At 49.8% G+C, this 21,971-nt stretch carries 20 protein-coding genes; 11 read left to right on the plus strand and 9 right to left on the minus strand.

Features of this window, described 5'->3' with window-relative positions; all coding sequences use genetic code 11:
• Positions 1–88 precede the first annotated feature (88 nt).
• On the plus strand, positions 89–574 hold the full coding sequence (locus tag ACW73I_RS01575; RefSeq protein WP_458027439.1) for a TlpA family protein disulfide reductase: 486 nt from the start codon (positions 89–91) through the stop codon (positions 572–574).
• Between the two features lie 131 nt (positions 575–705).
• Positions 706–2,172 (plus strand): bacteriohemerythrin, encoded by a 1,467-nt coding sequence (locus ACW73I_RS01580; protein ID WP_458027440.1) that lies wholly within the window; start codon positions 706–708, stop codon positions 2,170–2,172.
• Positions 2,173–2,234: 62 nt separating this feature from the next.
• Here the strand turns inward: ACW73I_RS01580 and mscL are convergent, their stop codons facing one another.
• Entirely contained in the window at positions 2,235–2,654 is a 420-nt protein-coding gene (mscL, locus tag ACW73I_RS01585) for a large-conductance mechanosensitive channel protein MscL (protein WP_458027441.1), read from the minus strand.
• Between the two features lie 230 nt (positions 2,655–2,884).
• Between mscL and ACW73I_RS01590 the strand changes: the two genes are divergently transcribed.
• Complete coding sequence (locus ACW73I_RS01590) at positions 2,885–3,538, plus strand: thiopurine S-methyltransferase (RefSeq protein ID WP_458027442.1); 654 nt, start codon at positions 2,885–2,887, stop codon at positions 3,536–3,538.
• A gap of 156 nt (positions 3,539–3,694) precedes the next feature.
• Here the strand turns inward: ACW73I_RS01590 and ACW73I_RS01595 are convergent, their stop codons facing one another.
• Both ACW73I_RS01595 and ACW73I_RS01600 read right to left on the minus strand, forming a co-directional pair.
• Positions 3,695–5,605, minus strand: a complete 1,911-nt coding sequence (locus ACW73I_RS01595) for a TIGR00341 family protein (RefSeq protein ID WP_458027443.1) — start codon at positions 5,603–5,605, stop codon at positions 3,695–3,697.
• A gap of 199 nt (positions 5,606–5,804) precedes the next feature.
• Complete coding sequence (locus tag ACW73I_RS01600; protein WP_458027444.1) at positions 5,805–6,329, minus strand: SLATT domain-containing protein; 525 nt, start codon at positions 6,327–6,329, stop codon at positions 5,805–5,807.
• A 169-nt stretch (positions 6,330–6,498) separates the two neighbouring features.
• Between ACW73I_RS01600 and ACW73I_RS01605 the strand changes: the two genes are divergently transcribed.
• The gene (locus ACW73I_RS01605; RefSeq protein WP_458027445.1) at positions 6,499–6,630 is read left to right on the plus strand and encodes a hypothetical protein; all 132 of its coding nucleotides are present in this window, start codon (positions 6,499–6,501) and stop codon (positions 6,628–6,630) included.
• A gap of 50 nt (positions 6,631–6,680) precedes the next feature.
• On the opposite strand, the gene ACW73I_RS01610 is transcribed toward ACW73I_RS01605, so the two are convergent.
• The 3 genes from ACW73I_RS01610 to ACW73I_RS01620 all read right to left on the minus strand — a co-directional run bounded on the left by ACW73I_RS01610 (position 6,681) and on the right by ACW73I_RS01620 (position 10,242).
• A complete protein-coding gene (locus tag ACW73I_RS01610) occupies positions 6,681–7,655 on the minus strand; it encodes a tetratricopeptide repeat protein (RefSeq protein WP_458027446.1) in 975 nt (324 codons plus the stop codon).
• 68 nt (positions 7,656–7,723) lie between these two features.
• Positions 7,724–8,590, minus strand: a complete 867-nt coding sequence (locus tag ACW73I_RS01615; protein WP_458027447.1) for a PHP domain-containing protein — start codon at positions 8,588–8,590, stop codon at positions 7,724–7,726.
• Positions 8,590–10,242, minus strand: a complete 1,653-nt coding sequence (locus ACW73I_RS01620) for an ABC transporter ATP-binding protein (RefSeq protein ID WP_458027473.1) — start codon at positions 10,240–10,242, stop codon at positions 8,590–8,592. The genes ACW73I_RS01615 and ACW73I_RS01620 overlap by 1 nt, the downstream gene beginning before the upstream one ends.
• Before the next feature lie 234 nt (positions 10,243–10,476).
• Between ACW73I_RS01620 and ACW73I_RS01625 the strand changes: the two genes are divergently transcribed.
• The 6 genes from ACW73I_RS01625 (at position 10,477) to ACW73I_RS01650 (ending at position 18,329) form a co-directional block, all read left to right on the plus strand.
• The gene (locus ACW73I_RS01625) at positions 10,477–12,393 is read left to right on the plus strand and encodes a transglycosylase SLT domain-containing protein (protein WP_458027448.1); all 1,917 of its coding nucleotides are present in this window, start codon (positions 10,477–10,479) and stop codon (positions 12,391–12,393) included.
• A gap of 75 nt (positions 12,394–12,468) precedes the next feature.
• Complete coding sequence (fabA, locus tag ACW73I_RS01630; RefSeq protein ID WP_458027449.1) at positions 12,469–12,984, plus strand: 3-hydroxyacyl-[acyl-carrier-protein] dehydratase FabA; 516 nt, start codon at positions 12,469–12,471, stop codon at positions 12,982–12,984.
• Between the two features lie 10 nt (positions 12,985–12,994).
• Positions 12,995–14,215, plus strand: coding sequence for a beta-ketoacyl-ACP synthase I (fabB, locus tag ACW73I_RS01635; RefSeq protein WP_458027450.1), 1,221 nt, complete (start codon positions 12,995–12,997; stop codon positions 14,213–14,215).
• Positions 14,216–14,262: 47 nt separating this feature from the next.
• On the plus strand, positions 14,263–15,120 hold the full coding sequence (gene ttcA, locus ACW73I_RS01640) for a tRNA 2-thiocytidine(32) synthetase TtcA (protein ID WP_458027451.1): 858 nt from the start codon (positions 14,263–14,265) through the stop codon (positions 15,118–15,120).
• A 17-nt stretch (positions 15,121–15,137) separates the two neighbouring features.
• On the plus strand, positions 15,138–16,184 hold the full coding sequence (gene galE, locus ACW73I_RS01645; RefSeq protein WP_458027452.1) for a UDP-glucose 4-epimerase GalE: 1,047 nt from the start codon (positions 15,138–15,140) through the stop codon (positions 16,182–16,184).
• Positions 16,185–16,436: 252 nt separating this feature from the next.
• Positions 16,437–18,329, plus strand: coding sequence for a cation:proton antiporter (locus tag ACW73I_RS01650; protein ID WP_458027453.1), 1,893 nt, complete (start codon positions 16,437–16,439; stop codon positions 18,327–18,329).
• A gap of 36 nt (positions 18,330–18,365) precedes the next feature.
• Here ACW73I_RS01650 and ACW73I_RS01655 read toward each other — a convergent pair whose 3' ends face one another.
• From ACW73I_RS01655 to ACW73I_RS01665, 3 genes are read right to left on the minus strand one after another with little or no spacing between them, the layout of a single operon-like run.
• On the minus strand, positions 18,366–19,727 hold the full coding sequence (locus ACW73I_RS01655; RefSeq protein WP_458027454.1) for a PAS domain S-box protein: 1,362 nt from the start codon (positions 19,725–19,727) through the stop codon (positions 18,366–18,368).
• Positions 19,724–20,140 carry a response regulator gene (locus tag ACW73I_RS01660; RefSeq protein WP_458027455.1) on the minus strand — a complete coding sequence of 139 codons (417 nt, stop codon included), beginning with the start codon at positions 20,138–20,140 and terminating at the stop codon, positions 19,724–19,726. Before ACW73I_RS01660 ends, ACW73I_RS01655 begins: the two co-directional genes overlap by 4 nt.
• A gap of 17 nt (positions 20,141–20,157) precedes the next feature.
• Positions 20,158–21,252: a sensor histidine kinase gene (locus tag ACW73I_RS01665; RefSeq protein ID WP_458027456.1), complete on the minus strand. Its 1,095-nt coding sequence runs from the start codon at positions 21,250–21,252 to the stop codon at positions 20,158–20,160.
• Between the two features lie 134 nt (positions 21,253–21,386).
• Between ACW73I_RS01665 and ACW73I_RS01670 the strand changes: the two genes are divergently transcribed.
• Complete coding sequence (locus tag ACW73I_RS01670) at positions 21,387–21,788, plus strand: hypothetical protein (RefSeq protein WP_458027457.1); 402 nt, start codon at positions 21,387–21,389, stop codon at positions 21,786–21,788.
• Positions 21,789–21,971: the final 183 nt, after the last annotated feature.

The following is a 21,971-nucleotide window of genomic DNA, read 5'->3' on the forward strand; positions in this document are numbered from 1 at the left end:
CCGGTTTTAAAACCTCTTTAGCCAATGTCCATGCTCGGTTATTATGGCGTCATGATTTTTTCCTCTTTAGTTTAACGAGCAACACCTCATGTTTAGAACCCGTTTAGTCGTACTGTTGTTAACTCTATTTTTTACCTGCATCGGACAAGCTCAAGAAACGTCTGTCAAAACTTTTAACTCGGGCAGTTACCAGCAAATCCTTAGCGAATATAGCGGACACGCTTTCGTTTTAGCGATTTGGTCTGTCGACTGCCCCTCTTGCCTGAAGGACATGGACGTGATTCACGAGCTCCATCAGAAACATCCCGGCCTAAAAATAGTCATGCTGTCCACGGATGAACCGGTCGCCGTTGCGGAAGTGGAAGACATTCTGACTAAGCATCGCCTGATCGACCTGGACAATTGGATGTTCGGCAATGAGGATGCGCAAAAATTACGCTATGAAATCGACCCGCGTTGGTACGGCGAACTGCCCCGAACGTATTTCTTTACTTCATCGCACAAGCGGACCGGAACCAGCGGCGCTTTAAAAATCGAGGAACTCGAAGCGCAGATCGCAACAATAAAACCATAAAATTCCATCGCTAGGTTTTCCCGCTCCGTTCACGCGCTATAATGAATTCATCGGCTTATCGATAAGATGTATTGAAAGCGAAAGATCGCTTCAAACTTAAAATAATAACAATAAGAAATAATGAGTTTTAGATGCGACTAGTTGAAATTCTGCCATGGAACGAGGCTTTTGAAACCGGCTTACCAGAAATCGACATACAGCACAAAAAATTGGTGCGCTTGATAAATCAGCTTGCCCAAGAGTGGTCGTCCCTTGTCGAGGTCGAAAGATTGAATTTAGTTCTCGAAGAACTTGAGGCCTATGCCAGCTACCACTTCCAAACCGAAGAAGCGATATGGCATCGATACCTTTCTGAAGACGCCTGGGAAAAGTCGCATAAAGAAGCCCACCAAAGCTTCACAAATAAAATAATGCAGCTTAAATCCCAGGAAACCTCAAAACCCCTGGACGCCGTCATCGAGGATGTACTCAAGTTTCTGACGCACTGGCTGCTCTATCACATTCTGGACAGCGATATGCGTATGGCGAAAGTCGTACTTTTGCTAAAGTCCGGTTCGACAATCGCACAGGCCAAAGAACAATCGGACAGACTGATGCGGGGTGCGGCGAAAGATCTGATCTTTTCAGTGTTGGCCATCTATCAGAATTTGACCCACCAATCGCTACACTTGGCGCGTGAAATTATTAGGCGTCAAAAAGCGGAGGCAAAACTTCGTCTGTCCGCCAAGGCCATCGCAAATACCTTAGATGCGATCTGTATCACCGATGCCGAAACCAACATCATCGAAGTCAACCCGTCATTCATAGAAGAAACCGGCTATGACGCAGACCAATTGATCGGTCGAAGGCTGACCGACATTAAAACGGGTTTTCAATCTGCGGACATCGCCGACCAAATTTGGTACACCGTTCAGCAATCCGGCCATTGGAGCGGTGAAATCAACAACATCAATCAAAACAGTGAATGGGTTTCTGAATGGCTGACGTTATCGGCCGTTAAAAATGAACAAGGTCAGATTGACAATTACGTGGCCGTTTTCTCCGATATTAGCTATTTGATTAAGAAACACCGAGAGCTCGATTATATCGCTCATCACGACGCGCTTACCGGCATTCCTAATCGAATATTGCTGATAGACCGTATAAAACAAGCCATTGCCAAAGCGAAACGGAACCAGAAGAAAATGGCGCTTTGTTATCTCGACCTCGATGACTTCAAGCCTATCAATGATTCCTTAGGACACGGTGCCGGCGACGCGGCTTTAGTCGAGATCGCCAAGCGTATAAGCGAGACGATACGCGACACCGATACCGTAGCCCGGATCGGCGGAGACGAGTTCGTGATATTGCTGTTGGATCTGGAAGATAAGGAAGAGTCCGTCTCGACGCTAACACGGCTTCAGTCCGCCATTTCCAAGCCCATCGTTATCCAAACCAAAAGCTTCGTCGTGGGCGCGAGTATCGGGATCAGCCTATTCCCGGATAACACGCAAAATGCCGAAACGTTGTTAACGCAAGCGGATCAGGCCATGTACATCGCGAAACACACCGGTAAAAATAATTATTGTTTTTTTAGTCCTGTCCTTGCTAAAAGTTAGCCTGTCTGGCGGTTTATACCTTCCGCTTATTGAAAACAAGCGGCTGCTTGACTCATAAAGGGTCATATTTTTTTCTTCAATAAATCCCGAATTTCGGTCAGTAATTTTTCCTCATTGCTCGGTCCGGCCGGAACGGCCGGCGCCTCTTCCGCCTTCTTTTTGAAGGAATTCAATATTTTTATCATCAAAAAAATCGCAGCGGCAATAATGGTAAAATCAATCGCTGTTTGGATAAATTTTCCGTAGCCGATCACGACGGCAGGCATATCCACTCCGGCGGCATTTTTCGATGCCTCTTTGACGGTTACGGACAAATCGGAAAAATCGACTCCTCCCAATAAAACGCCAACCGGCGGCATCAAGACATCAGCAACCAGCGACGAAACGACCTTACCAAACGCTCCGCCGATAATCACCCCAACCGCCATGTCGACCACGTTGCCCCTCATGACGAATTCTTTGAATTCTTGAAGCATGCTCATGCTGTTCCCCTTGTAAAAATTAACCGGATGTTGCCCGCCACGCTGACATAAAAACGAAGCCGGCAAAATTATGATACGAAACAAAAACCGCTGTATACAATAGGGCGGCATCATATTAAGATTTTGGATAAGCGCCTGATGGATTTGTCCGGCGTGTTGTTTTCACGCGATTTTTGACTCGCCGGTTTTCTGAAAAACAGTCATGAAAACCTAGCGACGGGGTTTAAGCAATGCAACATGAATTCTGGCATCAACGTTGGCGACAGAATCAAATCGGATTCCATCAACCGGAAGTAAACCCCTATCTGCAGCGCCACTGGCCTAATATGATGATAAACCCGGCAAGTCGAGTTCTGGTGCCGTTGTGTGGAAAAAGCAAGGATATGTTTTGGTTGCTTTCCATGGGCTATCAGGTGCTAGGCGTCGAGCTGAGCCCGGTCGCAGCCGAATCCTTTTTCTCCGAAAATGGTTTAACCCCGATAACGTATCGCCGCGGCGATTTCTCGGTTTACGAAGTAGACGGACTCCGGATTTTTTGCGGCGACTTTTTCGCGCTGCGCGCAAACCTTATCGGAAAAATCGATGCCGTTTACGACCGGGCGTCCTTGGTTGCATTACCGCCCGAAATGCGGCTTGAATACGTATGGTCCCTTTCAACCTTGGTTTCGCCCACCGCACTGATTCTTTTGATCGCATTTGATTATCCTCAGCACGAAATGCAGGGGCCGCCCTTTAGCGTAGCCAACCAAGAAGTCGAGCAATTGTTTGGCAATTGGTGCGATATCGACCTGCTATCGAGCGACAATATATTGGAACAAGCCCATTTTAAAGGCCGCGGTCTCACGCGAATGACCGAGCAAGCTTATCGTTTGGTCGTACGTTAATTTCGGCTCCGGACTTTTAATTTTCGACGATCTTCCGAAATCGACCCATACGGATCCCTTGGGGAATGGAATTCCGCTAACCGCCCCGATCGCTTGCACCCGGACGCTGTGCAAGCCAAGCCGCAAGTCATGACCGAATCGGACGCTTATTGCAATTCATTGTAGAACGCGAAGCGAAACGTCCAACGTTACCGGCTCTTCCATTTGTGCGCCGATGACATCTCGAAGCTCTGCTATATCGCTGGTTTCGATGGCTTCCGTGCTGTGTAATTGCGCCATGATCTTGATCTTTTCGTCCTCGGGAATGATCAGAACATCCGATAAGGTGACGGTTTTGCCATTTACCTGATAGGTCCGGGTACTGAGACTTTTTTCCACGCGCTGATAAAGCACCGTATTCTTGAAAGTATGATACAAGGGAACGCTTATCAGCGCTGTTAGCAGCAATGAGAGTCCGAGACTTCGGCTAACTGTAATCACAGGTGCAAATCCCAAGCACAAGAACGTTAACATCCCCGCCAGAACAATGCCGACCAAATTAGTCAGGAACAGCAAGCCGGCACCAGTTATCGTTCCCCAATCCAGCCAACCGACGCCGATACCGATGACGCAAGCAGGCGGAACCAACGCGACGGCAATAGCCACCCCGACCAAATTCTTTTGTAGATTTTCTTTGGCATGCGCGTACGCGGCGGCAATGCCGGACACCACCGCCACGCCCAAGTCCAGCAAATTAGGCTGTAAGCGGGCCCGTACTTCATCGGTAGCCTGCTCGTAAGGCAACAACACCGTGGTGATGGTCGCAACCAGCAGCGTAAAACCGGTGCCTATCAAAAACACTTGAAGGGCGTCTTTCATCAGCTTGGCGTCGTTTCGCAACACGCCCATGGCCAGCGCAACCAGCGGTCCCATCAAAGGCGCAATTAACATGGCACCGATCACGACAGGAGCGCTATTCAAGAACAGCCCCAATGTAGCCAGCATCGCACTGAGTATCATCAGAAACAAAAAATTGGCCGTCGGGCGGGCATAGTCACGCAACATGACGAATAAATCTTTAAAGTCATCTTCGCGGGCGATTGAAAACAGCGGCAGATGCTGCTTCAATCGCGTCAACCGTTCCTCGCCTTGAGGCAGTGTCTTGATTTTGACGACGTCTTTATCGTTTTCCGCCAGCGGATGTTCGGATAGGAATTTTTGCCCGACATTGACCGCTACCGCTTTCGGCATAACACGAAAAGCAATGGTTTTTGCGCTCCGGGACTGGCCGTCAATGTAGTAGCTCAGTTCTTTAGGACTTTCGAGTGTAAACCGAGCCGTTTTGAAGTAACTGATCGCCGGGGATACTTGAGGCTTTGGCGACAAGGCTGCGACGAAAAAACCGAGATAATCCATAATCGAAGAAGGCGCGACCAAGACGGTCGATATTTTTCCATCCAAATTGGAGACCTTTTCGTTGGCGAAATGAGGCACCACGGATTCGATGTCATTCTGGATGACCAGCGCGCCTACAATTGCCGTTTTGAATTTAGTGTCTTTTGCCGTCGAGACGAACACCATCTTCGGTTGCAGGCGAAATAGGGCCCGGATGCCTGCCGGGATGGATTTGACGTGCTGCCATAGCAAGCCTTCTTGATAAACAATTTGTCTGATTTCAACAAATGGCACATCGCCTAGCGTCACCATCCAAGTAACCACTTCGTTGTTACACAACAACAAATCCATTTTAACCGCTCTGTCGCTTGCCAGCGCCAATGGCATCGCATCTTCCATGGAGCTTGGAATCTTATATAGCCGACAAACTTTGGATTTGGGATGCACAGGCAATAAACCGACTCGACCGGCATAGGCCGACATGGTTTGCAAAAAAAGGCCAAGATCGACGCTCTCGAGCAAGGCGATAACGTGCGAATTCTCGGCCAGATATGCCGGCGCGTTTTCTATAAACCGGTTTAATTCGATCGGCTCCAAGATCGCGTCTTGATGTTGGGCACAATCCTGTACATGAGGGATTAAATGGTTATTTTCCGGCTGATAAACCAGCCACCCGCTTGTTACTGACGCCATATTCGGACCTTTTAAAATTAGCTTATGCGTTAAATTGTGACGAACCTTTCCCATAAACAATCAGCGATTTCCAATATCAATTCATGGACCCGGCCCGAAAAGAGCACAACTTCCAAGACTTACGGATTAACAACCGCTTTGAAAAAACCTTGCGAAGCTCCCCCGAATTAAACCGGCACCTCATGCGACGGCGGTTCGATTAGGCGTCTGCTCGATTATCGTAGTTTGGTGGCGTTTCGGCGGTTTCGGTATTCGAGCCTACGGTTTCCGCCGGCTCCAGCTGGAATTTTCTGGAAATGCTGGGGGCTTCAAGATTCAACTCATCCCAACGTTCGCGGAGCTTGTCGCACCATTCTCCCAATGCAGCCTCATCTTTGGGCGGAATGACCAACAACTGGTCTATCCCGTTGAACAGTGCTTGATAACGAGCGCTTGCGTTACGATGGTTTTCCGCCTGTTCCGAATATTTCAGAAATGTTTGTAATGAGGCCAATATTGCCATCAGCAAGGTCATCAGACCAAACAACATCTTCACCCGGAAACCGACATCCTGGTTAATGCTGAAAAAGATATAAGATGCCACGACTATGGCCGAAATAATGATCGGCACGCCGAGAATATAGTTTAAGCGCCTGATTTTGCTAGATAAATAAAAATGGGTACGCATCATGGCGCCTAGCTGATCCCGCCAAGCCTTCAGTAATTGTTTTTGCTCGTTTTTCATTTAATCCCCCGGAAATGATGTTTCTAGATTATTAAGTGACTCATCGAGATAGGCCGCTTCTTATCCGGCGAAGCGGATCGCCCTGAAGATCGGCACCGGTTAATTTAAGCCTAATCAGATCAGCCGTCTACCTATAAGGCATTTAAGTATCGAAACCGGTGTGATGACCATGGCCGTATTCAAACAAAATCACCACAGTCGCTTATTCGAAATGCAGGCCGCCAAGTCCGACATTGCCTTTAATGCGCAATTCGATAAAGCCCTTATTATGATGAGAGGGATGGAACTGAAAATTCGGTAATTCGCTCGCGTAATCCGCTAAACGGTTCAACGGCGCAAAAACCGGCATGTTCAATTTTTATCGAAATCATTCATCTTTGTTTGGTAAGGCGAATCAAAATTTTCCAGTTCCGACCAGACTTTAAAAGCTTGAGCATGGTCGCCCAATCTATAAAGACTTAAACCGTAATAGAAAATAACCCTGTCGTTCTTGCCGTTATTGCGATATAAAAATGCTAACTGCTCATGTGCCGAATGGTTTTGGTCATCCGCTAACAACAAGACCGATAAATCCAAACGTACCGAGTCGGCGTCCGGGTAATAATTGAGTAAGGTTTTAAAACTTTCCAGCGCTTGGTCTTTTTCGCCCAAACTAGCAAAAACATAACCCAAATGCCGCAAGCCGCTGAAATTGGCGGCATCCAAGCTGAGTGCCCTCTGCAGCACCTCGCGCGCCTCGTCATAATTTTGTTGCACGAATAGACTGACGCCAAGTTGTACCCAAGCATCGGCGTAGCCGGGATGAATTTCCAAAGCCTCTCTAAAAAGAGCGATCGCCTCGTCGTAACGATCTTGTATCGCGATAGTCGACGCTAATTCCGTGATAATGACGATGTCGTGCGGGGCGATTTGCAACGCTTGCTTCCAAGCGGTCTCGGCCGCCGCGAGATCATCCAGGTTCGAATACAAGTGCCCCAAATTTTCCCAGACTCGAAGATTTTTCGGCTCCAGCTTGGCGGCTTTCAACAGCAAATCCAATCCGTCCTGCACTAAACCGATCTCTGTTAACACTTGTCCTAAATTACTTAAAAAATTAGCATCGGTCGGCACCAGCGCTACCGCTTTGCGTAGATGCGCTAGCGCTTCTTTCCACTGGTGCTGCTGGGCTAACAAAAAACCTAAGTTATTGTGACTGGTCGCACTATCCGGATCGATATCCAATGCCTGCCGATAACATTCTTCAGCCTTGTTTAGCCTACCCTGCAAATGAAGCTCGGTACCTTGCGTATTAAGCTCGGTAATACGTCGTGCATTTTCTGTATCCATTAGATTAACCGCTCATAAAAACACCCACCATCTGAGCAATATTCATAATAGACAATTGAGCGGATAATTTAATTCAACTCGCCAACAACGGCTTGATTTTTCTGATCAAACAATTCCCAGACCGGCACGATACCCGCCGGCAGCGGTGCCAATCGGCCTAATTCTATCCATTGATTCTCCGGGCTGTGAAAATCCGAGCCCACCGATCCGTATAACTGATGTTTTTGCACAAACTTTAAACTGAGTTGTATATCCTCCGCCGTGGCGCGGCCGGTAACGACCTCGACCCCTAACCCGCCGGCTCGCTTGAATGCCTCCAAGGCCTTGTTCATCCATTTAAAGCTCATGCTATAGCGCAGCGGATGGGCTAACACGGCGATTCCGCCCGCCGCTCGAATCCAGCCGACCGCATCTTCCAACGCCGCCCATTGCGTCGCCACATATCCCGGCTTAGATTTTTTAAGGTAACGATCGAAGGCTTCTTGCTGATCTTTCACCGCACCTCGGGCAACCAGAAAATCGGCGAAATGGGTTCGCGTTATTTCGCCGCCGCCCGCGGCCGATTCGACCGAATCGTATGCCCCCGCAAAACCTTTTTTTTCCAGTTTTTCGGCAATCTTATGTGCGCGTTGAGCCCGAATGGCATGTTGCCGTGCCAGTCCGTCCAACAAGACCGGATGAGTGGGCTCGATGCCCAATCCGACGATATGCAGGCATTGATTGAGGTAGGTTGCCGAGATTTCGATGCCCGAAATCAAACTCAAGCCGAGCTCATTAGCGGCTTGTGCCGCTTCCGCTAAGCCGACAACGGTGTCATGATCGGTCAAGGCTAAGGCGGTAACGCCTTGCCGATGTGCCCGCTTGACCAACTCGGTTGGCGACAAGGCGCCATCCGAAGCAGTCGAATGGCAATGTAAATCGTAAATTTCCTGCATTATTGATATTCACCGTATAACTTGGCGTATAAGCCGCTTTGTTGGATCAAGGCCTCGTGGCGGCCCTCCTCGCAAATTTGGCCTTCTTCGAATACGTAAACGTGGTTGGCTTGTTTCACCGCGCTGAGCCTATGCGCAATAATAATCGTCGTTCTGCCGGACAAGAATTCGTTCAAGGCCTGATGTAGCCTGTACTCGGTTTCGCTATCCAAAGCCGAAGTCGCTTCGTCCAAAATCACGACCGAAGGTTTGCTGACTATCATGCGCGCGATGGCGAGACGTTGGCGCTGACCGCCGGATAAACGCATGCCCTGGCGGCCGACGACGGTGTCGAGTCCTTTATCCAATTCGGATACCGTGCTTTTCAATTGAGCCAAGTCCAGGGCAGACCACAAGGTGTTGTCGTCGATTTCGCGCCCCAAGGTTAGATTGGCTCGAATGGTATCGTTCAATAAAGCCGGATGTTGCAAGACGGTCGCGACATGTTCCCGTACGACGTCCAGCCCGATCCGATTCAAGGGCACGCCGTCAAAATAAATCATACCCTGTTCGGCCGGATATAGACCGATCAGCGTCTGAGCCAAAGTCGATTTACCACCGCCGCTGGCACCGACCAACGCTATTTTGTCGCCGGCTTTGATTTTAAGATTGATGCCGTTCAGAACCGGTTCGTCCTTGTAGCGAAAATGCAGATTTTCCACGGTCACGCTGACGGTTTTTTTGCCTAAGAACGGGTTTTCCAGATGCGGATAATCCGGTTCCCGCTGCAGCAAGCTCAATTGATTGACTCTTGCCAGCGCGCCTTTCGCGGCATAATACGCTTGCTGAATGCCGAGTATTTCCTGAACCGGCGCCATCATGAACCACAAATAACCGAACACGGCCAACATTTGGCCTATGCTGAGATCGGAATACAGCACCATCAGCATCGCCACGGCTCGAAAAATATCGAAGCCGAACAAGAACGTCAAAAAACTCAAGCGGACGGCGGCATCGCTTTTCCAGGCAAACATCGCCGAACGTTTTTTGACGGTCAACGCGGTGTTGATCAGCTGTTGGCAGTAGTGTTGTTCGCGATTGCTGGCGCGAATTTGACCGATGGCTTCCAAGGTTTCGCTCAACGCTTGCTGAAACACGCTATACGCTTTGTTCTCGGCCACTTTCAGATCCTTGATTCTGGAACCGATGGCCTTGGCAAAATAAATCACCACCGGATTCAGGAAAATAATGAACAGGCCTAATTGCCAATGCATCCATAGCAAAATCACCGCGGTGCCGAATACCGTCAAACACGCTACCAGCAATTTACTGATGGTGGTGCCGATAAACGTATCCAAGGTGTCCAAATCGGTCACCATATGCGCGGTCACGGTGCCGCTGCCCAGGCTTTCGTATTCGGACATCGAAATATGCTGAAGATGTTGCACCAGACTTTTACGTATGCGGAAAATCACATCCTTGGCGATATCGGAGAACTGACGGGTTTGAACGATGTTCAGCACCAACGCAAACAAACGCAGCAACAGGCTGGCGAGCAAAACACCGCCTATGTAAACGACCGGTTGCTGCCAATGTTCGGGCAGAAATCGATTCACGTTATTGAGGACCAAGCCGGGATGAGCCAACAATACCTCATCCACCAGCAATGGCATCAGCAACGGAACCGGCACGCTGGCGACCGTCGCCAAGACGGCGATGACATGTCCTGTCACCAATTGTTTTTTATGCTGCAGAGCGATGCGGGAAATGTAGCGCCAAGAATATTGAAATGTTGACGAAGACTGGTGTATTTTCAATTTTGAGAACGATTGATTAGGCTGGCGAAGATTATAATGGTTTCTGTTTTTCGCAAAAACCACACCAATATCGGGTTATTAGGAAATATTATGGGCTTTGTCATTCGATTGTTACTATTTATTAATCTACTGACTATATCCCTGTGTCATGCCGCCACATCCGAACGCGCACTGTCCGCGATGCGGCAAAGTTTTTTGCAGGCGGAAGATTACATCAAGCAAAACCGGGACGACGATTATCTAGCGCTGTCCGACACATTAAAAGACTACCCTCTTTACCCGTATCTCCATTACCAATGGCTACTGACGCGTTTGAACGATGATACGGCAATATTGGCGTTTTTATACGAATACCCGAATACCCGCTATGCGCCGCTGTTACACGGCAAATGGTTGGCTAGGCTCGGCGAAAACCAGCAGTGGTTGACATTCATTCAGCATTACAAATCCACGTCTAATCAGGAACTACAGTGCTATTTCGCCCAAGCGCAATACCAGCTGGGACAACAACATTTAAGCTTACAGAAAGCCAAGGAACTATGGTCGAGCGGCAAATCTCAAGCTAACTCATGCGATGTTTTGTTCGATTGGCTGAAAGCCTCGGCTGAATTTAATTCGGAACTAGTTTGGCAGCGCTTTCTTGCCGCATTGAAATTCAATAACAGCGAGTTAGCACGACAAACCTTAGCATTATTACCCAAAACCGAACAAAAAATGGCGCAAACTTGGCTTAAGCTGCATGACCGGCCGCGGTTAGTCAAAGCGCCCGCACGGTGGAAGCGCACCTACACCGGTGCCGGCTTGCTGTTCGCCCATTCGATTAAACGCTGGCTGGACCGTGACCCCGACGCGGCCATGAAAGTCTGGGATGCGGAAAAAGGCCGCTTTTCCATACCGGAAGAAATTGTAGCCGATACCGAGAAACGCTTAGGTATGGAATTGGCTTTTAGGCAGGACAAGCGAGCGTATCCGCGCTTAGTAAAATTTGCCGGCGACGACCCGCCGGCCCAAGAGTGGCGGGTGCGGGCCGCACTAAGCCAACTCAACTGGCATGATGTACTCAGCGCTGTAGAGCTGCTGCGCGATGACTTAAAACAACTGGAGAAATGGCGTTATTGGCGCGCCAGAGCGTTAGTTGCCGTTGGAAAGACGGATGACGCGCATACGATTTTATCCGAGCTGGCAAAACAGCGCAGTTTTTACGGCTTTCTTTCGGCGGACTATTTAAAACAGGAGATCGAGTTAAATAACCGTCCGATCGATTTCTCAACCAAGCAACTTAGCTCACTGAAAAATCGCGATGAATTTCTGGCAGTCAGTGAACTGCTTGCTATTGATCGTAGACCCGAAGCGACGCGCCAGTGGTGGCATGCCATCGCCGGACTGGATAAGCAAGAACTTCCTTTAGCCGCCAAAATGGCACAGCAATGGCAGTGGCCCTCCATGGCGATTTTTACTATAGCGAAAGCCAACCATTGGGACGACGTCGACTTAAGATTTCCACTGGTTTATCAAACATTGGTATTCGATTATGCCGGCAGGCAACAACTTGATCCGGCTTTGATTTTCGGTTTGATCAGACAAGAAAGCGCTTTCGACGAGTTTGCCGGTTCGCCTGCCGGAGCGATAGGTTTAATGCAATTGATGCCCAAAACGGCACAGCAAATGGCCGACGAACTGAAAGACCCTTGGACCAACGATTACAATTTATTGAATCCGGCTTTTAATATTAAATACGGCAGCGCTTACTTTAAAAAATTGCTGGACCAATTCAAAGGACGATTTGCGCCATCCATTGCCGCCTACAACGCCGGTCCCAATCGTGTACGACATTGGTTGCCGCAGAACCAGGCATTGCCGGCCGATATTTGGATAGAAACCATACCCTATAAAGAAACCCGCAACTACGTTTCATCGGTCATCGCCTATACGCTTATATATCAAAAACGCCTATCTGGAAACGCTCTGAAAATTTCGGATTTACTGACAGAGATAAGCTCAAATTAAAAATAGAGCTGATTTTTTAGTTTGACTATTGGATAATGGGAGATATTTTTAGCTTACAAACCAGGTAAATTTTAAATGGCGAAACAGCGTAGTTTCACGCGCGAAGAATTGTTGATGTCCGGCCGCGGTGAATTATATGGTCCCCAAAATGCACAACTTCCGCTGCCTCCGATGTTGATGATGGATCGCATTATCCATATGTCTGACGAGGGCGGCAAGTACGCCAAAGGTGAAATCATTGCTGAACTCGATATAAAACCTGATTTGTGGTTTTTCGATTGCCATTTCCAAGGCGACCCGGTGATGCCGGGCTGTTTGGGTCTGGATGCCATGTGGCAGTTGATCGGCTTTTACTTGTGCTGGCTGGGGGGGCCGGGTAAAGGCCGGGCGTTAGGCTGTGGCGAAGTCAAATTTACCGGCCAAGTCCTGCCGACTGCGAAAAAAGTGACCTACAAAGTCGATCTAAAACGTGTCATTTTGCGCAAACTGGTCATGGGTATAGCGGACGCCACGATGGAAGTGGATGGCAAACAAATTTATGAGGCCAACGATTTACGCGTGGGCCTATTTACTTCTACTCAAGATTTCTAAGGTAACGTTCATGAGACGCGCGGTTGTAACAGGTCTGGGAATCGTTTCCAGCATAGGCAACAATAAAGAGCAGGTTGTCGATTCCCTGAAAAACGGACGCTCCGGCATCGTCTATTCCGATGGCTATGCCGAATTGGGTTTTAGAAGCCATGTGCATGGCCCGGTCAATATCGATCTCGACGAAGCGATCGATCGCAAGATCAAACGCTTCATGGGCGACGGCGCCGCCTACAATTATTTAGCCATGGAACAAGCCATTGCGGACTCCGGCCTGGCAAACAGCGATGTTTCCAATGTGCGCACCGGCTTGGTCATGGGTTCGGGCGGTCCCTCCACGTCCAACCTGGTCGATGCCTCAGACATATTACGTTCCAAAGGCGTCAAAAAGGTCGGTCCGTATATGGTCACCCGCGCCATGTCCAGCACCAATACCGCTTGCCTGGCTACGCCGTTCAAAATCAAAGGCGTCAATTACTCGATCAGCTCGGCTTGCGCCACCAGCGCGCATTGCATCGGGCATGCAATGGAATTGATCCAACTGAATAAACAAGATATCGTATTCGCCGGCGGCGGGGAGGAATTGCATTGGACCATGTCGGTGTTGTTTGACGCCATGGGCGCCTTGTCTTCAAAATATAACGATACACCGAGCACAGCGTCGCGGCCTTACGATGCCACGCGCGACGGCTTCGTGATCTCCGGCGGCGGCGGCGTGTTAGTCATCGAAGAATTGGAGCATGCAAGAGCCCGCGGTGCGAAAATTTATGCTGAATTGGTTGGTTATGGAGCAACTTCGGACGGCTACGACATGGTCCAACCTTCGGGCGAAGGCGCCGTGCGTTGCATGCAAATGGCCATGGCAACTGTTGACGGCAAAATCGACTATATCAACGCCCACGGCACCAGCACGCCGGTCGGCGACATGCGCGAACTGGAAGCCATGCGTGCGGTATTCGGCGATGGCGACGTACCTTTCGTCAGCTCCACCAAGTCGCTGACCGGCCACGCCTTGGGTGCGGCCGGCGTTAACGAAGCCATTTACTCTTTATTGATGATGCAGGAAAACTTCCTCAGCGCTTCGGCTAACATTACGGAACTCGATCCCGAGGCGGCCGGCATTCCTATCGTACGCGAGTACCGGGAGAATGCGGCACTGAACACCGTGATGTCCAACAGCTTCGGTTTCGGCGGCACCAACGCCACGTTGATTTTCCAACGCTATAACGGCTAATCGCTTCGCAGCCAAAGTATACGCTTCGGCTGCTTTTTACATCTTCTATGTCCAGTCCAGAGCAAAAATCCCGCACCCAGTTCAACAAACTGCAAAAACGTTTACGCCGAAACGTCGGCGAAGCTATTGCCGACTACAATATGATCGAGGACGGCGACAAGGTCATGGTTTGCCTGTCGGGCGGCAAAGACTCTTACACCATGCTCGATATTCTGCTGAATCTGCAGAAGACCGCCCCCGTTAGTTTTGAAATCGTCGCAGTCAATCTGGACCAAAAACAGCCCGGTTTTCCGGAACAGGTATTGCCTGAATACTTGACGTCAATCGGCGTAGCCTTTCATATCATCGAGCACGACACCTACAGCATCGTCAAACGCATCGTGCCGGAAGGCAAAACAACCTGCAGCCTTTGTTCGCGCTTAAGACGCGGCACCTTGTACGGGTTCGCCAAGGAACACAAGGTCACCAAAATCGCATTGGGACATCACCGCGAAGACATCATCGAGACTTTTTTCCTAAATATGTTTTATGCCGGCAAACTGAAAGCCATGCCGCCCAAGCTGCTCAGCGACGACAAACAAAACATCGTGATTCGTCCCCTTGCCTATTGCCGCGAGAAAGACATCAACCGTTTCGCCGCATTCAAGCAATTTCCGATCATCCCTTGCAATCTATGCGGATCTCAGGAAAACCTGCAACGCAAGGCCATGAAACAAATGCTGGCTGCTTGGGACAAACAATTCCCCGGCCGTTTGGAGACCATTTTCGCCAGTTTGCAGAATATTGCCCCATCGCAAATGCTCGACACCGGCCTGTTCGATTTTGCCGGATTGCGCATCGATCCCGATGCGGGTTTGCTCCGCATACCGTCTGAGGAAGACGGCCTAGAAATACTAGAACGTTAATTCAATGGATTCCGAATATGAAACCTACGATTTTAGTGACCGGCGGTGCCGGTTACATCGGCAGCCATGCCTGCGTTGAGCTATTAGACCACGGCTTCGAAGTCGTCGTTGTCGACAATCTCAGTAACAGTAAAATCGAAGCTATCCGCCGGGTCGAAAAGATTACGGGGAGATCGGTTCAGTTTCACCAAACCGATATCAATGACGCCGAGGCGCTGGCGCGAATATTCCAATCCCAGCCTATCGACGCCGTCATTCACTTCGCCGGCCTAAAAGCCGTGGGCGAGTCCTGCCAGATTCCGCTCAGCTATTACCAAAACAATATCAGCGGCACATTAGTCCTGCTGGAAGCCATGGCCGGCCATGGCGTCAAAAAACTGGTATTCAGCTCTTCGGCAACGGTTTACGGCGATCCGCATACCGTACCGATTATCGAGGATTTCCCGCTAAAAGCCACCAATCCTTATGGCCGTACCAAGCTATTCATAGAAGAAATATTGCGCGACGCCAGTGCCGCCGACAGCCTGAATCGAAGCGAACAGCCTTGGCAAATAGCGATACTTCGTTATTTCAACCCTATCGGCGCACACGCCAGCGGCCTAATCGGCGAAGACCCTAACGGCGTACCGAATAACCTGATGCCGTATTTGTCTCAGGTCGCCATAGGTAAACTACCGGTCCTTTCGGTATTCGGTAACGACTATGCCACACATGACGGCACCGGTGTACGCGATTACATACACGTAGTCGATTTAGCGCAAGGCCATATCAAGGCCTTGGAATATTTGATGTCGCGTTCGAAAAACACCGGCATTTGCGACGCGATCAATCTCGGTACCGGTAACGGTTACAGCGTGCTGGATATGATCAACACATTCGTTCGCGAGACGGGTCAGCAAGTACCGTATCGAATCACCGCCAGGCGTCCGGGCGATGTAGCTTCCTGTTATGCCGATCCCGGTTTGGCTGCCGAAAAAATAAAATGGACGGCGCAGCGCGATTTATCGAGAATGGTGGCCGATACCTGGCGCTGGCAGAGCAATAATCCGGAAGGCTACGATTAGCCGAATTTTCGCAGGCGCTGTTGTATTAATCCCGTCACTAGCCGATGATAGGGGCCTGACGGACAGGTTGGCATCTTCAAAGTTGGAACACGTCCGAACTGACATATATTGCGGCTTCATTGCTCTCCGATAGTGGATTGTTCGGATCGGCCAAGGGTTTTAAGAGAACTTTTGCATAGCCTCGGATTCTAAGCTTGCCATGCAAGACGCAATCGTATTCATGGTTAGCTGCTCGCGGAGCCGCGAAGTTTTATGCAGGACGACATTATTTTCTCACTTGCCGCTATCGGACTAATCAGCATCCTGTGCCAATGGATTGCCTGGCGGGTAAAATTACCCGCGATATTATTCTTGCTGCTTGCCGGCATCGTCGCTGGCCCGGTAACCGGTTGGCTAAAACCCGATGAAACGTTTGGCGATTTATTGCTGCCTTTCATTTCCCTTTCCGTTGCGGTGATCCTGTTCGAAGGCAGCCTAACGCTAAAATCCAAAGAAATCCAAGGCTTGCAGATAGTGGTTCGCCGCTTGGTGACGACTGGAATACTGACAACATGGCTTATCATTTCGCTAGCCACTTATTGGCTACTCGACTTCTCCTGGAAACTGGCCGTTTTATTCGGTGCGATTACCGTTGTGACCGGCCCCACGGTCGTTATTCCGATGTTGCGTACGGTCCGCCCTTCTGCCAAAGTCGCTAGAATTCTGCGCTGGGAAAGTATCGTCATCGATCCGATCGGTGCATTCCTCGGGGTTTTGGTGTTTCAATTTATCGTTTCGGAAGTCGATACCGGAGCAATAGGACAGACGCTAGTCCTTTTTTTTAAAACCCTGTTTTTCAGTGCCTGCATAGGCGCTCTAGCCGGCTACGGATTCGGCCTCTTAATTCGCCGTTACTTGTTACCGGAATTTCTTCACAATATCGCCGCGCTGGCTTTGGTATTCGGCGTGTTTGCCGGCGCCAACGCGGTAGAACGCGAATCCGGTTTATTGGCGGTCACCATCACGGGAGCTTGCTTGACCAACATGAAAGGCGTCTCAACGACGGGTATCCTGAATTTTAAGGAAAGCCTCAGTATATTGCTGATTTCCGGACTGTTCATCATCTTGGCGGCGCGAATCAATTTCTCGCTATTTTTTGAGCTGGGCTGGAAAGCGGCTGGCGTGCTACTAACGATACAGTTCATTGCCCGACCGTTAAAAACATTATTGGCGACACGAGGCGCGTCGTTAAAATGGGGAGAAAAATTTCTGATCGCCTGGATAGGCCCTTGCGGAATCGTGGCCGCGGCGACGGCAGCCGTATTCGCCTTGCGTCTGCAGGAACACGCCAACCAAGCCGCAATCACTCCGCGGTTGCAAGCAAGCCTACATTTAAGCGACCTCGAATATATCCAGGCCGAACAACTGGTGCCGCTGACCTTCATGGTGATTATCGGCACCGTGATATTGCAGAGTTTCACCGCGCGCTTCATTGCCTGTCGATTAGGTGTAGCCGAACCTGAAGCCAAAGGCGTTTTAATGATAGGCGCCAACACCTTTGGCCGAGCCCTTGCGGTCGCCCTTCAGGAATCCGGTTTCGACGTATTGATAGCCGATACGAGCTGGGGACACATCCGGGACGCCCGTATGGACGGCTTGCAAACTTATTTCGGCAACATCGTCTCGAAACACGCCGATCAACGCTTGGATTTAATAGGCATCGGGCATATGTTAGCGGTTTCCGAATACCACGAAATTAATCATTTGGCATGCCAACGCTACCGAACGGAATTCGGCCAGCAGGCGATATATACGATTCAAACCGCCCCCGACGCCTCTACCGCTAACCTTTCCCATTTTATGCCGCCGCCGGTGGGCAGAACCTTGTTTGACGAAAACGTCAACATTCAAACTTTATGTGAGATGTTAAATAACGGTGCAACGATCCATAAAACCCTGCTCACCCGGCAATATAGTTTTAAACATTTCTTGCAAGGCCATCCTCAAAAGGCTGTGCCGTTATTTGCGATAGCACCAAACGGAACAATCGCATTTTTCTCGAAGGAGGCTCCAATAGTCCCAAAAGCGAACTGGACGATTGTCTCATTGGTTCAAAACGATATGCACAAGGTCAACGAGCCTCATTCTGAAACCTTGCTGAATTAAAGCGGCTCTTCTTACAATCTTGCCGGGACAATGCGCTTAACATGAACTCAAAGCATTTAGCATGCTCAAATCCCGGAACACTAAAACCGCCCCAACGACTTTGCCGTCAAGTTGCATCGGGTGCGCCGAGCACTCTACCCTAACCGCCTCCCCGTCTTTGCGCCGGAATAGCTCGGTGGTCCTCTGCGGCGTACCGCTACGAAACGCGACGTAAATGCTGCATTGCCGGTTAAGGCCCGATGCGTCCTTAGCATCGCATAAATGTATCGTCGCACAAGCATCTTGGTTTAACAGTTCTTCCGACTCGTAACCTAACATGCTAAGCGCCGACCGGTTAACAAAGGTACAGCGCCCCCCGGTATCGACGCCGACTATGCCCTCTCCCGCCGACTCCAAAAGCAACCTAAAGCGCGTTTCGCTTTTGCGTAACGCCGCTTCCGCCCGCTTGCGTTCGCACAATTCCGTATCCATGCGGGCATTAGCCGAAGCCAAGATTACGCTCTGTTTCATTAGTTGATCTGTCCGCTGATCAACCAACTCCTCAAGGCGCCTGCGGTAATAATACAATTCCTGCGCCGTCTCTTTATCCGAGGTAATATCGACAAGAACGCCCTGCAAACACAGAGCGCCGAGATTCTCGTCGCGCACGACGTTAGCGTCATCGAGAAACCATCTTAGACGTCCGTCATGCATGCGTAACCGATATTCACATCGTAGCGGAATATGCTTTTCATATGTCAACGAATAGGCCTCAATCACGTTCTCTCGATCTTCCGCATAAACGTGTTTCATCAAACCTTCCGGGTCACTCAGCCAGTGTTCGGCCGGAAACCCTAACTGCTGGATCTGAGGACTGACATAGAGTAATTGACCCGGCCTATCCAACGAAGCGATATAGGTAATTGCCGGAATTTGTTCGACTAAACAGCGATATTTGGCTTCGGCCTCACGCAATTTTTCGACGGCCTGACGTTTATCGTGAATGGCTTGTTGCTCGCGTAAGGCCCGAAGCACCACAGCCGGCAACCATTGCAAAGACTCTCCAACCGAATCTTTAACGACATAGTCGCGCGCGCCCAATTTAAGCGCATCGACGGCAACCATCGCATTGTCGGAACCCGTCAGCATGACGACCGGCATGGGCAACTCGCCGCTTTCTTCGGCCAGTTCGGCCAGAAACTCTAAACCGGACAAGTCCGGCAAGTGATAATCAAGCAGAACACAATCAAGGTTTTCGCGGCGCGCTATTTCAAGTCCTTGCTTGGCCGTTTCGGCTTCGTAGAACACGAAATCGCAATCTTTATTCTGAGTCAAAGCGCGCCGGCAGGCCAGCCGGTCGAACTGGTCGTCATCGACCAACAACAAGTGAACGACGGGCTTATTCGGCGTATTGCTCATAACGGCGATTCACTGATGCTCCAATACGCATCTATGGTACGCATGATCTCGACGAACTGACCGTATTCCACCGGCTTGCACATGTAACCCGCCACGCCCAATTGAAAACTTTCGACTTTATCCCATTGCTCGTCCGAAGTGGTTAGAGCCACTACCGGTATACATTTCAACGCCGCGGTCGTTTTGCTTACCTGCAAGAATTCTAATCCGTTCATGACCGGCATATTGAGATCAAGCAGAATCAAACAGGGAAGTTCCTGCCCGCAGCCGTGCAGATAATTCAAAGCCTCTTCACCGTTTTCGACGTGCACCAGCGGGTTACCGACATGCAATTCTTTCAGAGCACGCCTTACCGTCATGGCATCTACTAAATCGTCTTCGACCAATAAAACAGGTCTATTCTTCAATCTCATACGCTTTGCAATGATTTTTATTTTAGATTCTTAGGCACCGTGACATAAAAAGTACTGCCTTGACCCACAGTGGATTCGAGCCAAACCTCGCCGCCGTACTGGTCGACGATTTTCTTGACTATGGATAGGCCCACGCCGGTACTTTCTATTCTATCGCGCGTGTGGAGGGTCTGGAACAAATGAAAGATACGCTCGAAATGGCGGGATTCAATACCAGGGCCGTTATCGGACACACTGAGTTGCCAGTTGCACGGCTGATCGATGCAATCGATTTCAACACGTCCTTCCGGCTTATCGATGTACCGAATCGCATTTGCGATCAGGTTCTGCAATATTTGTTTAACGCTGACTCTTTCCGCTACTATCGTCGGAAGGTTCGGTAAATAACTCACGCTAACGTGCGGCGGCGGCGCCAAGGAATCGACCACTTCATCCATCAATCCGTTGAGATCGATTTCGGTCACCGCCTCGTGTATACGCCCGATACGCGAATATCGCAGCACCCCGTCTATCAGCGCATCCAATCGCCGGACCCGTTGAATCAATAACGCTAAATGTTCCTGACCTTCTTTATCTAAACGGTCTTTCTGGTCTGCGGAAATCCAATCCGCTAAAGACCCTATGGCACGAAGCGGCGCCTTTAAATCATGCGAAACCACGTAGGCAAAATTCTTGAGTTCTTCATTGACGACTTCCAATTCACGAATCATCTTTTTCTGCTCCGTCTCCAACCTTTTCCGAGGGGAAATGTCGTAAATCGCAGCCAAAGCGTTTCCATCTGCGATCGGACTGAGGCTCACGTCTACAGCGAACTCCTTACCATCTTTGCGTAAAGCGAATATTTCCAGCTTCGTTCCCATGTTTCGCTTCTCCGGCTTGGCGCTATAAGCGTTACGCTTCTCTCCGTGCTCCGCCCGGAAGCGTAACGGAACCAAATCGTCAACAATAAGCCGGTTAAACTCGTCTTGCGTATAACCGAACAATTGTTCTGCGGCTGGATTGCTTGCCAGAATGCGTCCGCTGGAATCGATTATCAGTATAGCATCGGCAACATAGTCAATTAACCAGCGCGCACTCCGGTTAATCAGAAAATCATGCGTAGGGTCAGTCATATATTCTAGTCGGTTTGCTCCGATATCCAAGTTACCATGCAATTTCGTCGGGTTAGAATGAAATCAGAAAACCGTAATCATAGAAAACTTCATAATAAATATTAGACATTTTGAAAAAACACCGATTGACATCAATGCCGATCGAACAGGCTGACTACGGCCGCTGGCAGTGTTATACTCCGGCCATGCGTTTGTTCAAACTAATTCTAGTCATTGTCTTGGCTTTCGCGATCCCGCTGCAGGGTATCGCAGCCGTATTTACGATAGAACAAAAGCCGTGCCCGCTCAAATCGGCAGAGTTGAAGAACGAGCAAGCAAATCGGGAACATACCTGCTGCAACGACGAACGCACCTCCATGCAGACCGGAAAGCCTTGCAAGGCCGAGAAAGAATGCCAACCGACAGGGCTAGCGATAATTTCCTTTACGCAAAATCAATTACCGAGTCTGCATCATAACGAACGATTCATCGTGACCAGCGCATTAACCCCAACATTTTTTTCGTCCGACACCTGGCGTCCGCCTAATCGCCGCTAACTCCGATAAGGATATCGTCCAAAATAACTTCCCGATATGGCAATAATCACTGGGGACATGCCGAGTGAGGATGTCGGCGGCAAGGACGCTGCCGTCAAGCCCCCATGGAAGGGTTCACGGCGTTCCTCATTCGATATGCCCCAGGGTTCGCACCGGAAAAACGGGAAGTTGTTTTTGGCCAAA

Source organism: Methylomonas sp. MgM2 (assembly GCF_054172045.1).

Excerpts from the sequence above, each read along its gene's own strand:
- ACW73I_RS01605 (WP_458027445.1), top strand. The coding sequence starts at position 6,499 with ATGGCCGTATTCAAACAAAATCACCACAGTCGCTTATTCGAAATGCAG.
- fabB (WP_458027450.1), top strand. The coding sequence starts at position 12,995 with ATGAGACGCGCGGTTGTAACAGGTCTGGGAATCGTTTCCAGCATAGGC.
- mscL (WP_458027441.1), bottom strand. The coding sequence starts at position 2,654 with ATGAGCATGCTTCAAGAATTCAAAGAATTCGTCATGAGGGGCAACGTG.
- ACW73I_RS01625 (WP_458027448.1), top strand. The coding sequence starts at position 10,477 with ATGGGCTTTGTCATTCGATTGTTACTATTTATTAATCTACTGACTATA.
- ACW73I_RS01655 (WP_458027454.1), bottom strand. The coding sequence starts at position 19,727 with ATGAGCAATACGCCGAATAAGCCCGTCGTTCACTTGTTGTTGGTCGAT.
- ACW73I_RS01620 (WP_458027473.1), bottom strand. The coding sequence starts at position 10,242 with ATGCCATTGCTGGTGGATGAGGTATTGTTGGCTCATCCCGGCTTGGTC.
- ACW73I_RS01670 (WP_458027457.1), top strand. The coding sequence starts at position 21,387 with ATGCCGATCGAACAGGCTGACTACGGCCGCTGGCAGTGTTATACTCCG.
- ACW73I_RS01575 (WP_458027439.1), top strand. The coding sequence starts at position 89 with ATGTTTAGAACCCGTTTAGTCGTACTGTTGTTAACTCTATTTTTTACC.
- ttcA (WP_458027451.1), top strand. The coding sequence starts at position 14,263 with ATGTCCAGTCCAGAGCAAAAATCCCGCACCCAGTTCAACAAACTGCAA.
- ACW73I_RS01665 (WP_458027456.1), bottom strand. The coding sequence starts at position 21,252 with ATGACTGACCCTACGCATGATTTTCTGATTAACCGGAGTGCGCGCTGG.
- ACW73I_RS01650 (WP_458027453.1), top strand. The coding sequence starts at position 16,437 with ATGCAGGACGACATTATTTTCTCACTTGCCGCTATCGGACTAATCAGC.
- ACW73I_RS01590 (WP_458027442.1), top strand. The coding sequence starts at position 2,885 with ATGCAACATGAATTCTGGCATCAACGTTGGCGACAGAATCAAATCGGA.
- ACW73I_RS01660 (WP_458027455.1), bottom strand. The coding sequence starts at position 20,140 with ATGAGATTGAAGAATAGACCTGTTTTATTGGTCGAAGACGATTTAGTA.
- ACW73I_RS01600 (WP_458027444.1), bottom strand. The coding sequence starts at position 6,329 with ATGAAAAACGAGCAAAAACAATTACTGAAGGCTTGGCGGGATCAGCTA.
- ACW73I_RS01595 (WP_458027443.1), bottom strand. The coding sequence starts at position 5,605 with ATGGCGTCAGTAACAAGCGGGTGGCTGGTTTATCAGCCGGAAAATAAC.
- galE (WP_458027452.1), top strand. The coding sequence starts at position 15,138 with ATGAAACCTACGATTTTAGTGACCGGCGGTGCCGGTTACATCGGCAGC.
- ACW73I_RS01610 (WP_458027446.1), bottom strand. The coding sequence starts at position 7,655 with ATGGATACAGAAAATGCACGACGTATTACCGAGCTTAATACGCAAGGT.
- ACW73I_RS01580 (WP_458027440.1), top strand. The coding sequence starts at position 706 with ATGCGACTAGTTGAAATTCTGCCATGGAACGAGGCTTTTGAAACCGGC.
- fabA (WP_458027449.1), top strand. The coding sequence starts at position 12,469 with ATGGCGAAACAGCGTAGTTTCACGCGCGAAGAATTGTTGATGTCCGGC.
- ACW73I_RS01615 (WP_458027447.1), bottom strand. The coding sequence starts at position 8,590 with ATGCAGGAAATTTACGATTTACATTGCCATTCGACTGCTTCGGATGGC.